An 11128-nucleotide genomic window follows, 5' to 3' on the forward strand; every position below is an offset into this window, starting at 1 on the left:
CCCCGGAACCCCCCGAGCCGCTGACCGACCCCGCCGCCACGGCCGGGCACCGCGCCGCGCAGCCGCCCACCTCCCCGCGCCCGGACGGGTCGGGCTCCGCGACCGGCGGCCCCATCGACTACGCGCACCCGCGCCGGCAGCACGCCGCACCGCCGCCGCCCCCGCCCGCCGCGGCGCCCGCCCAGCCCGGCCAGGCGGCCCAGCCGGTCGCGGGCGACGCCACCGGCTGGTCGATGGACGAGCGCCTCTACAACCAGATCTGGGGCATGTTCGAGGACCTGGCCCGCGCGGTCGCCGCCTACCGCAGCGCCGTGGACTTCGCCGAGTCCCGGATGGACCAGGAGCTCGACCGGGCCCTCGCCGACCCGCGCAACCGGATCGGCGGCGCGGGCGACCGCGCCCGCGAACAGGCCCGCGCCAAACGCGACGAGCTCGCCTCCCGGGCGAGGGAGGCCCTCGACCGCGATCTGACCCAGTTGGCCGCCGAGGCGGGCGTCGTCGAACCCGCGCTCCCGGCGGCGTACGCCGGATGGGCCAACCCCGTCTGGCACGCCCACCGCGTCCCCATGGAGATACCGATGGCCCTGCGCATCGGCGACCTCCACCTCCCCGAGCGCACCGATCTGCGCATCCCGCTCCTGGTGCGGCTGCCGCTGGAGCGCGGAATCTGGGTGGACAGCGGCCGGACGGCGCCCGAGGCCGCCGTGGCGACGGACACCGGCCGCCTGCGCCGGGCGGCCGTGGACACCGCCGTCGCCCTCGCGGCGCGGCTGCTGGCCGTGTATCCGCCCGGCGAGTTCGCGGTGCACGTCATCGACCCCGCGGGCTCGGCGGCCGGCCCGCTGGCGCCGCTCGTCGAGGCGGGAGTCCTCGCCGGACCGCCCGCCGCCGGGGCCCAGGGCGTGGCCTCGGTCCTCGCCCACCTCACCCGGCGGGTGGACCTGGTGCAGATGGCGGTGCGCGCCGGGGCGGCCGACTCGCTCCCGCCCGACCTGGACACCGGCGAGCAGCTCCTGGTCGTCAACGACTTCCCGCACGGCTTCGACGACCGGGCCGTCACCCAGCTCCGCTACCTCGCGGACGAGGGCCCATCGGTCGGGGTGCATCTGATGATGGTCGCGGACCGGGAGGAGGCGAGCGCGTACGGGCCGGTGCTCGACCCGCTGTGGCGGTCGCTGCTGAGGATCACCCCGGTCGCCGACAGCCACCTCGCCGACCCCTGGGTCGGGCACGCCTGGACGTACGAGCCCCTCACCGTCCCGCCGGGCAGCCGTGTGCTGGAACAGGTCCTGGCAGCGGTCGCGGCTGCTCGCCGAGCCGCCGGACGCTGATCGCACACACGGCCACCACACGATCCTTACCTGCGGTTTTGACGATTTCTTTACTCTTTCCTTTACCAATCCTTGGTGATGCCTGTACTCTTCGACGAACGGAGGGGAGTACTCCTTACGCGACGTGCCCGTCAGTACGGACCGCCATCGGTCCCGGGGCGTCGGCCCGGACGCACACCGTGCGCACGGGTGGAAGAGACCTCCGGCAGCGACGACGCTGAATCAGTAGCCGTAGCGAACTGCCGGAGGCGCAGTGGACGTTTCATGGACCGTGTGGGCCCTGACCATCTTTGGTCTGTCGGCCCTCATCGCCGTCGACTTCTTCATCGGGCGCAAGCCCCATGAGGTGTCGACCAAGGAAGCCGGAATCTGGACGATCGTCTGGATCGCGCTGGCCGTCATCTTCGGATTCGGCCTCATGGCCTTCGGCGAGAGCCAGGCATCCGGCGAGTTCTTCGCCGGATTCATCACCGAGAAGTCGCTGAGCGTCGACAACCTCTTCGTCTTCGTCCTGATCATGGCGAAGTTCGCGGTGCCCGCCCAGCTCCAGCAGCGCGTGCTGCTCATCGGGGTGCTCATCGCCCTGGTGCTCCGGGCGATCTTCATCGCCGCCGGCGCCGCCGTGATCGCGAACTTCTCGTGGGTGTTCTACATCTTCGGCGCGTTCCTGATCTACACCGCCTGGAAGCTCATCCAGGAGGCGCGAGCCGACGAAGAGGACGAGGACTGGGAGGAGAACCGCCTCCTGAAGTCGATCGAGCACCGCTTCGGCGTCGCCGACAAGTACCACGGCACCAAGCTCTTCATCCGCGACAACGGCAAGCGCGTCATGACGCCGCTGATGGTGGTCATGCTCGCCATCGGTATGACCGACGTGCTGTTCGCGGTGGACTCGATCCCGGCGATCTTCGGCCTGACCCAGGACCCGTACATCGTCTTCACGGCCAACGCGTTCGCGCTGATGGGCCTGCGCCAGCTGTACTTCCTCATCGGCGGTCTGCTGAAGAAGCTGGTCCACCTCAGCTACGGCCTGTCGGTGATCCTCGGCTTCATCGGCGTCAAGCTGGTGCTGCACGCCCTGCACGAGTCCGGGGTGCACGTGCCCGTCGTGTCGATCCCGTTCTCCCTGGCCGTCATCGGCGGTGTCCTGGTGGTCACCACGATCACCAGCCTCGTCGCCAGCAAGAAGATGGCGGCGGCCGAGGCGGAGGAGGCCCGGAAGGCGGAGGCCGCCGGCCCGTCCGACGAGGAGAGCAAGACCCTCAACAGCTGACCCGGGGCCGCCCCGGGCGGCACAGGGACACACCGGCAGCGGCCGGGGTGGTGACGGCGCAAGCCGTTCCACCCCGGCCGCTTGCGTGGGCGTACGGGCCCACGGGTCCGATGAGGCGTACGGGGGCCGGGCTTCCGGCGCCGACGCCTGCGTGCAGGGAGCCGCGCCCGTCCGTACGGGGACGTCCGTACGGGGGCAAGAAGACGCGCCCGTCCGCACGGGGCGGACGGGCGCGGAGGCTGGGCGCGGGCGCTACCAGCCGCGGGCGCGCCACTCCGGGAGCTGCGGGCGCTCGTCGCCGAGCGTCGTGTCGTCGCCGTGGCCCGGGTAGACCCAGGTCTCGTCGGGCAGCCGGTCGAACAGCTTCGTCTCCACGTCGTTCAGCAGGCTCGCGAACGCCTCGGGGTCGTCGTGCGTGTTCCCGACCCCGCCGGGGAAGAGGCAGTCCCCGGTGAACAGGTGCGGGGCGCCGTACGGGTCGTCGTAGACCAGGGCGATGGAGCCCGGGGTGTGGCCGACCAGATGGCGGGCGGTCAGCTCGACCCGGCCCACGGTGATCGTGTCGCCGTCCCCGACCAGGACGTCGGTCGGCACGGGGATGCCCTCGGCGTCGTCCCGGCCCGCGTACGTCCGGGCGCCGGTCGCCCCGACCACCTCGGCCAGCGCCTGCCAGTGGTCCCCGTGCCGATGGGTGGTGACGACGGACGCGATGCCGCCGTCACCGATCAGCGTGAGCAGGGTCTCCGGCTCGGCGGCCGCGTCGACCAGCAACTGCTCGCCGGTGGCCCGGCAGCGCAGCAGATACGCGTTGTTGTTCATCGTGCCGACGGCGACCTTGGAGATCATCAGGTCCGTCAGTTCGTGCACGCTCGCCGGTCCGCCGACCTTCACCGCTCCGCTGTACGTCATGCGGCTCAGCCTATAGCGGGGGCAGCGCGGGCAGCGGGCCCCCGGCGGCGGTCAGCGCGGAGCCGTCCCGGCGGCCGCTGAGCCAGCCCAGCAGCTCGACGGCGGACCCCTGCACGGTCACCAGGGCGCTCGGCGGCCCGCCGCCCGTGCTCCAGGTGCGGCCGTCGCGGTCGGTGAGCGCGGTGGCGGGCACGTCCTCGTTGCCCAGGAAGCGGTCGGCGAGGAAGGCGATCTCCCGCTCCACGAAGTCGGCGGGCAGGTCCTCCAGCTCGTAGCCGATGCCCAGGTCGACGTGGTGCAGCTCCACCTCGACCCAGCGGCGGAAGGGCAGCCGGGCCGCGGAGTCGGTGACCCCGTTGCGCAGGGCGACCGTACGGGTCCAGTCGGCCGGCTCGGCCGCGACGGCTTGAAAGGCGTCCGCGCTCTCCCGTACGTCCTTCAGCTGCTCCGCCGCCGGGCGGGGGGCGCCGGCGGCGATGTCCGCGTCGCGGGTTTCGCTGCTCGCGTACATCGGGAGGCCCCGGAGAACATTCACGAGCGCGTCGGCGTTACGTGACAGGTGGGTCAGGACATGGCCCCGACTCCAACCGGGCAACCGTGACGCCTCGCCGATCGAGGCGTTGTCCAGTCGACCGGCTGCGTCGAGCAGCCGTTCGGTCGCCCCGCGTACAGCTCCCAGGTCGTGCGCATGATCCATCATGCGGCCGAGCCTAGCTCCGCCACTCGTTCGGGTGAAGGAGTCCGAGGTCAGCCGTAAATCGAATGTGCGTGCTATACGCTCGGAGTCGAAAGCCTCTGACACCGCTGTGGCGCCCCCCATACCCTGGGAGAGGGGCTCAGTTCCCCCGCTTCTCTCTAGAAAGGTGCGGACCGGCGTGGCCGACCGTCTCATCGTCCGTGGCGCGCGCGAGCACAACCTGAAGAACGTCTCGCTCGATCTGCCCCGTGACTCCCTCATCGTCTTCACCGGGCTCTCCGGATCGGGCAAGTCCTCCCTCGCGTTCGACACGATCTTCGCCGAGGGGCAGCGTCGCTACGTCGAGTCGCTCTCCTCGTACGCCCGGCAGTTCCTCGGGCAGATGGACAAGCCGGACGTGGACTTCATCGAAGGTCTGTCCCCGGCCGTCTCCATCGACCAGAAGTCGACCTCGCGCAACCCGCGCTCGACGGTCGGCACGATCACCGAGGTCTACGACTACCTCCGCCTGCTCTTCGCCCGGATCGGCAAGCCGCACTGCCCCGAGTGCCACCGGCCGATCTCGCGGCAGTCGCCGCAGGCCATCGTCGACAAGGTCCTCGGCCTGCCCGAGGGCAGCCGCTTCCAGGTCCTCTCGCCGCTGGTGCGCGAGCGCAAGGGCGAGTTCGTCGACCTCTTCGCCGACCTCCAGACCAAGGGCTACAGCCGCGCCCGGGTCGACGGCGAGACCATCCAGCTCGCCGAGCCGCCCACGCTCAAGAAGCAGGAGAAGCACACCATCGAGGTGGTCGTCGACCGCCTCACCGTCAAGGACAGCGCCAAGCGCCGGCTGACCGACTCGGTCGAGACCGCGCTCGGCCTCTCCGGCGGCATGGTCGTGCTCGACTTCGTCGACCTCCCCGAGGACGACCCCGAGCGCGAGCGGATGTACTCGGAGCACCTGTACTGCCCGTACGACGACCTCTCCTTCGAGGAGCTGGAGCCGCGCTCCTTCTCCTTCAACTCGCCCTTCGGAGCCTGCCCCGACTGCACCGGCATCGGCACCCGCATGGAGGTGGACCCGGAGCTGATCGTCCCGGACGAGGAGAAGTCCCTCGACGAGGGGGCGATCCACCCCTGGTCCCACGGCCACACCAAGGAGTACTTCGGCCGGCTGATCGGCGCGCTCTCCGAGGCGCTCGGCTTCCGGACGGACATCCCCTGGGCCGGGCTGCCGCAGCGCGCCAAGAAGGCCCTGCTGTACGGCCACAAGATCCAGACCGAGGTCCGCTACCGCAACCGCTACGGGCGCGAGCGCGCCTACACCACCCCCGCCTTCGAAGGCGCCGTGCAGTTCGTCAAGCGGCGGCACACCGAGGCCGAGAGCGACTCCAGCCGGGAGCGCTTCGAGGGGTACATGCGCGAGGTGCCCTGCCCCACCTGTGAGGGCACCCGCCTCAAGCCGATCGTGCTCGCGGTGACGGTGATGGAGAAGTCCATCGCCGAGGTCTCCGCGATGTCGATCAGCGAGTGCGCGGAGTTCCTCGGCCGCCTCAAGCTGAACGCCCGCGACAAGAAGATCGCCGAGCGGGTGCTCAAGGAGGTCAACGAACGGCTGAAGTTCCTGGTGGACGTCGGCCTGGACTACCTCTCGCTGAATCGCGCGGCCGGCACCCTCTCCGGCGGCGAGGCCCAGCGCATCCGGCTGGCCACCCAGATCGGCTCCGGTCTGGTCGGCGTGCTGTACGTCCTGGACGAGCCGTCCATCGGACTGCACCAGCGCGACAACCACCGGCTCATCGAGACCCTGGTCCGCCTCCGCGACATGGGCAACACGCTCATCGTCGTCGAGCACGACGAGGACACCATCAAGGTCGCCGACTGGGTCGTGGACATCGGCCCCGGCGCGGGCGAGCACGGCGGGAAGGTCGTCCACTCCGGCTCGCTCAAGGAGCTGCTGGCCAACAAGCAGTCGATCACCGGTCAGTATCTGTCCGGCAAGCGGTCGATCCCGACGCCGGACGTCCGCCGCCCGGTCGATCCGGCCCGCAGCCTCACGGTGCACGGCGCCCGGGAGAACAACCTGCGGGACATCGACGTCTCCTTCCCGCTGGGCGTCCTCACCGCCGTCACGGGCGTCTCCGGGTCCGGCAAGTCGACGCTGGTCAACGACATCCTCTACACCCACCTGGCCCGCGAGCTGAACGGCGCCAAGTCGGTCCCCGGCCGCCACACCCGGGTCGACGGCGACGACCTGGTCGACAAGGTGGTCCACGTCGACCAGTCCCCGATCGGCCGGACCCCCCGGTCCAACCCGGCGACGTACACCGGAGTCTTCGACCACGTCCGCAAGCTGTTCGCGGAGACGATGGAGGCGAAGGTGCGCGGCTATCTGCCGGGCCGCTTCTCCTTCAACGTCAAGGGCGGCCGCTGCGAGAACTGCTCCGGCGACGGCACGATCAAGATCGAGATGAACTTCCTGCCCGACGTGTACGTCCCGTGCGAGGTCTGCCACGGAGCGCGCTACAACCGGGAGACCCTGGAGGTTCACTACAAGGGCAAGTCCATCGCCGAGGTACTGGACATGCCGATCGAGGAGGGCCTGGAGTTCTTCGAGGCCGTGCCCGCGATCGCCCGCCACCTGCGCACCCTCAACGACGTCGGCCTCGGCTACGTCCGGCTGGGCCAGTCCGCGCCGACCCTCTCCGGGGGTGAGGCGCAGCGCGTCAAGCTGGCGAGCGAGCTCCAGAAGCGCTCCACCGGCCGCACGGTCTACGTCCTGGACGAGCCGACCACCGGTCTGCACTTCGAGGACATCAGCAAGCTGATCACCGTGCTCTCCGGCCTGGTGGACAAGGGGAACTCCGTGATCGTCATCGAGCACAACCTCGACGTCATCAAGACCGCCGACTGGGTCGTCGACATGGGCCCCGAAGGCGGCAGCGGCGGTGGCCTGGTGGTCGCCGAGGGAACGCCGGAAGAGGTCGCGTCGGTGCCCGCCAGTCACACCGGGAAGTTCCTCCAGGGCATCCTGGACGCGGACCGGATCGCGGAGGCCGCGGTGCCCTCGGGCCGGGCGCCCCGCAAGGCGGCCGCCCGTACGACCGCCTCGGCGAAGAAGGCGGCCCCGGCGAAGAAGGCGGCGGCGTCCCGGGCCGCCACGACCAAGGCGGCGGCCAAGAAGACGGCCACGACCAAGGCCACGGCCAAGACGGCCACGGCCAAGAAGACCGCCCGGGCCCGCAAGTCCTGAGCGTCCGCCGCCCCGCCCGCCCCACCGGATCACGTACTCCGGCGGGGCGGGCGGGGCGGCCCGGTCGCAGGGCTTTCGTTCCCCGCCGGTATGGTCGGTTCTGTCACGGACCGCAGGGATACGGGGACGCCTCGCCGCCCCACGCCGTCCGGCGACCCGGTCCGCCGAGATCCTCCGTGATCCGCCCCGAACAACGACCCGTGGAGTCCGCATGCCCGGTCTGCCCGCCGCCCGCCGTACCGTGCTGAAGGGTGCCGCGCTCGCGGGCGCCGCCGGGCTGGGAGCGGCCGCCTGCTCCACCGACTCCAAGCTCGGCCACGCCAAGAACCCCACGCCGACCGCCCCCGTGGACCTCGGGGCCGCCTCCGAGGTGCCCGTCGGCGGGGCCAAGCTCTACCGCGAGCAGCGCCTCGTCGTCGTCTGCCCGGCGAAGGGCGAGTACAAGGCGTTCAGCGCCCAGTGCACCCACGGCGGCTGCGTCCTGGACAAGGTCGAGGGCACCGAGGGCCACTGCCCCTGCCACGGCAGCCGCTTCGACATGACCACCGGCCAGCCGGTGAAGGGCCCGGCCACCGTGCCGCTGCCCGCCGTCCCCGTCACGGCCGAGGGCGGAAAGCTCGTCGCGGGCCCCGACGCCTGAGCCGGGCCCCTTCGCCTGAGCCGGGCCCCGAAGCCTGAGCACCGACCCCCGTTGCTTGAGCTGGACCCCGACGCCTGAGCACCGGGCCCCCTCGCCTGAGCAGGGCTCCGAAGCCCGAGCCCGGCCCGTCGTCCGACTCCCAGCCCCCAGCTCCCGACGCCCGGGTAGGCCCCGGCCCGGCCTCTCACTCCCAGTCCCAGTCGATCCCGATCAGCCCCGGCCGTACGCCCTCCTCCACCAGGTGTACGGTCCGGTGCCGGCCGGTCAGGGTGAGGTCCTCGCGGGCCCCGCGCACCGACCCCGCCGAGGCCTGGGCGAACCGGCGGCACCGCACCGGGAGCGCCGACTCGTCGAAGCCGACCTGCAGCACGTACTGGCCGCCCCCGAAGCTGAAGCCGCGTACGTACTCGTCGCTCGCCCCGCCCGTGCCGTCCTCGAAGCCGTAGCCGAAGAGGTACGTCTCGCCGGACCGCAGCCGGGTGTCGAACAGCAGCTCCGCCACCAGCACCCCCGCCTCCCGGTCCCAGCGGACCCGGCCCGTTCGGCAGTTCTCCAGGGCGCGCACCGCGATCCGCGCCGGCTCGCACCCCGGATCGCCCCGGTGCACCGCCAGATAGCGGTCCACGCCGTCGCGGTGCGCGCGCACCACGTGCCGGGAGGTGCGGCCCGCCAGCTCGCGGCGCGCCCCGATCCGCACCCGCTCCTGGTGCCCCACCGTGTGCAGCCCGCCGTCCACCGGTGACTCCATCGCCGCGAGGAGCCGCTCCACCGAACCGGACGCCTCCACCAGCGACCGGTACGAACGCCCCGCCGGACGGTCTCCCTCCGCCGGGGCGTCGGTGTCGCGCAGCAGCCGCAGCAGCGAATCGTCCGGCAGCGACAGCACCTCCTCCAGCGCCCGCACCGCCCGCAGCGACTCGGCGCGCCGGGGCCGGCGCGCCCCCTGCTGCCAGTAGCTGAGACTCGTCACCCCGAGCTTGACGCCCCGGTGCGCCAGATGGTGCTGCACCCGCTGGAGCGGCAGCCCGCGCACCGACAGGGCCGTCCGCAGGGCCAGATGGAACGGGCCGGTCCGCAGCACCTGCGCCAGTTCGGTCTCGGTCTGCCGCATGGCGGGCCTCCGGTGAACGTTCACGTGGGGAGTGGCGACACCGCCCGCCGGGGACGCGGGGGAGCAGGTGACCGGACGGGGCCGTTCACACGGACGCCGTGCCGTTCACACCGTGATGTCACCTCGCATTGAAGCGTGTTGACCTGCTCCGGACAACGCCCGATGCTCATCGTCAGCGTCCGGACGCGCTCCTCCGATCCCCACCCCCGCATTGGGAGGAACGCCATGCGCACCCGAAGAGTCAGGCCCGGAAGGTTCTCGTTCACCGCCCTCCTGGCCGCCGTCCTGCTCGCCGTCCCGGCGGCCACCGCCACCGCCGCCCAGGCCCCCGCCGGCTCCACCGTCGCCGCAGCCCAGCGGCTCGACATCACCATGCAGGCGCAGCAGCAGAGCAACTGGTGCTGGGCGGCCGGCGGCAACACCATCGCCACCTGGTTCGGCCGCGGCTACAGCCAGAACCAGTTCTGCAACGCCGCCTTCAACCGCAACCAGAACACGCAGTGCCCCAACTCGCAGGCCACCCTCGGCAACGTCCAGACCGGTCTGTCCTGGGCCGGCGTGAGGCCCGGCAGCTACGTCACCGGCTGGCTGCGCTACCCGACCGTGCAGGCCGAGATATCCGCCAGGCGGCCGATCGAGACCCGTATCCAGTGGTCCTCCGGCGGCGGCCACATGCACGTCATCTACGGGTACGACGACGCCAACAGCTGGGTCTACTGGGGCGACCCGTGGCCCTCCAGCGACCGCTACAACTGGGCTTCGCACGCCTGGTACGTGAACAACAACGAGTTCTCCTGGACCCACTCGCTCTACCGGATCGGGGCGTGAGGACATGAACTCCACCACTCGTCACACCGACACCACCGAACACAGCGCCGCCACCCCCCACCGCGCCGCCGTCACCCGGCGTACCGGCGACGCCCGTCACACGGGCGCCACCCGCCGTATCGCCGTCGCCGCGGCGCTCACCGGAGCGGCCCTGTTCACCGCCGCCGCGCCCGCGCTCGCCGACGACGGCCGGGCGGCCCCGCCGAAGCTGACCGCCACGACCCTCGAAGCGGCCCACGAAGCCGCCACCGAGCCCGCGACCCTCACCACCCTCTCCCGATTCTTCGCCCGCGAGGGCGCCGTGAGCGCGAAGGCGAGCGAACCCCGGATCGAGGGGAAGGCCGTCCCCGTCCGTACGCTCTCCGCCGCCTTCGTGGCCGGGAAGCCCGGGGCGGCCCCCAGCACCCTGGACTACCTCGCCAGCACGGCCGTCTCCTCCGACGGCCAGAAGGCGTCGCTGTGGACTGTCCCCGGGGCGGGCGGCAGCGACGCCTGGCAGGTGGTGAACATCGCCACCGGCGACGACGAGGCCCGCTACGCCGCCCAGGGGGCGCGTGCGCTCCCCGGCGGCACGGTGTTCCGCGAACCGCAGATCGACGCCTGGTACGTCCACGACGCCTCCCGGGTCCTCCCGCTCGACGAGGACGCGCGGACCGCCGTGGGGGCGAAGGGGGCCACCCTGGACGCCTACCGGGCCCGGGTCCGGCAGGCGTACGGCGACAAGCTCCCCGGCTCCGGCTACGCCCGCTCCGGAAAGGCGGGCGGCTACGGCCCCGAGGCGGCCACCGGCCCGGCCCCCGCTCCCGCCCCGGGCCCCGCCCGGGGCGCGGCCCTCGCCGGAAGCCCCGCCCCGGCCGGTACGGCGGCCGGGACGCCCGGTACGGCGCTCACCGCCGTCTCGGCCACCGCCGGGGCCGGGGCGTTGCTCACCCTCGCCCTGATCGGGGGCGCCGCGCTCCGCCGGCGCGGCCGTGCCGGACGGTCACCGGCCACGGGCGCCTGAGCGGCGGCCCCACCGGCCCGCAGGACCGCGCTCCGGGGTGCGCACACCCCTCCCCGGCGCCCCGGAGCGCGGCACCGCCCCCGGCGACACATGAGGACGACACG

Annotated in this window: 9 protein-coding genes; 6 read left to right on the top strand and 3 right to left on the bottom strand. The window is 72.3% G+C overall.

What is annotated here, in order from left to right; genetic code table 11:
* On the top strand, positions 1–1331 hold a 1331-nt coding region (locus IF19_RS0123280), incomplete at its 5' end, for a hypothetical protein (RefSeq protein WP_030290085.1).
* 253 nt (positions 1332–1584) lie between these two features.
* Positions 1585–2604: a TerC family protein gene (locus tag IF19_RS0123285; protein WP_030118068.1), complete on the top strand. Its 1020-nt coding sequence runs from the start codon at positions 1585–1587 to the stop codon at positions 2602–2604.
* A gap of 252 nt (positions 2605–2856) precedes the next feature.
* Here the strand turns inward: IF19_RS0123285 and IF19_RS0123290 are convergent, their stop codons facing one another.
* On the bottom strand, positions 2857–3513 hold the full coding sequence (locus IF19_RS0123290) for an MBL fold metallo-hydrolase (protein ID WP_030118069.1): 657 nt from the start codon (positions 3511–3513) through the stop codon (positions 2857–2859).
* A 10-nt stretch (positions 3514–3523) separates the two neighbouring features.
* Positions 3524–4213 carry a maleylpyruvate isomerase family mycothiol-dependent enzyme gene (locus tag IF19_RS0123295; protein WP_030118070.1) on the bottom strand — a complete coding sequence of 230 codons (690 nt, stop codon included), beginning with the start codon at positions 4211–4213 and terminating at the stop codon, positions 3524–3526.
* A gap of 175 nt (positions 4214–4388) precedes the next feature.
* On the opposite strand from IF19_RS0123295, the gene uvrA reads away from it, so the two are divergent.
* The gene (gene uvrA, locus IF19_RS0123300) at positions 4389–7442 is read left to right on the top strand and encodes an excinuclease ABC subunit UvrA (RefSeq protein WP_030121907.1); all 3054 of its coding nucleotides are present in this window, start codon (positions 4389–4391) and stop codon (positions 7440–7442) included.
* Positions 7443–7653: 211 nt separating this feature from the next.
* Positions 7654–8082 carry a Rieske (2Fe-2S) protein gene (locus IF19_RS0123305; RefSeq protein ID WP_030079520.1) on the top strand — a complete coding sequence of 143 codons (429 nt, stop codon included), beginning with the start codon at positions 7654–7656 and terminating at the stop codon, positions 8080–8082.
* 184 nt (positions 8083–8266) lie between these two features.
* Here IF19_RS0123305 and IF19_RS0123310 read toward each other — a convergent pair whose 3' ends face one another.
* On the bottom strand, positions 8267–9193 hold the full coding sequence (locus IF19_RS0123310) for a hypothetical protein (protein ID WP_030118073.1): 927 nt from the start codon (positions 9191–9193) through the stop codon (positions 8267–8269).
* Positions 9194–9418: 225 nt separating this feature from the next.
* Between IF19_RS0123310 and IF19_RS0123315 the strand changes: the two genes are divergently transcribed.
* Positions 9419–10021, top strand: a complete 603-nt coding sequence (locus IF19_RS0123315) for a papain-like cysteine protease family protein (protein ID WP_030118074.1) — start codon at positions 9419–9421, stop codon at positions 10019–10021.
* Between the two features lie 4 nt (positions 10022–10025).
* Entirely contained in the window at positions 10026–11024 is a 999-nt protein-coding gene (locus IF19_RS0123320; protein WP_234310381.1) for a hypothetical protein, read from the top strand.
* Positions 11025–11128: the final 104 nt, after the last annotated feature.

This window comes from Streptomyces californicus (assembly GCF_000717645.1).
Lineage (GTDB): Bacteria > Actinomycetota > Actinomycetes > Streptomycetales > Streptomycetaceae > Streptomyces > Streptomyces californicus.

Bases quoted from the DNA above. Each gene is read 5' to 3' on its own strand.
- IF19_RS0123305 (WP_030079520.1), top strand. From the start codon at position 7,654: ATGCCCGGTCTGCCCGCCGCCCGCCGTACCGTGCTGAAGGGTGCCGCG.
- IF19_RS0123320 (WP_234310381.1), top strand. From the start codon at position 10,026: ATGAACTCCACCACTCGTCACACCGACACCACCGAACACAGCGCCGCC.
- IF19_RS0123315 (WP_030118074.1), top strand. From the start codon at position 9,419: ATGCGCACCCGAAGAGTCAGGCCCGGAAGGTTCTCGTTCACCGCCCTC.
- IF19_RS0123290 (WP_030118069.1), bottom strand. From the start codon at position 3,513: ATGACGTACAGCGGAGCGGTGAAGGTCGGCGGACCGGCGAGCGTGCAC.
- IF19_RS0123310 (WP_030118073.1), bottom strand. From the start codon at position 9,193: ATGCGGCAGACCGAGACCGAACTGGCGCAGGTGCTGCGGACCGGCCCG.
- IF19_RS0123295 (WP_030118070.1), bottom strand. From the start codon at position 4,213: ATGATGGATCATGCGCACGACCTGGGAGCTGTACGCGGGGCGACCGAA.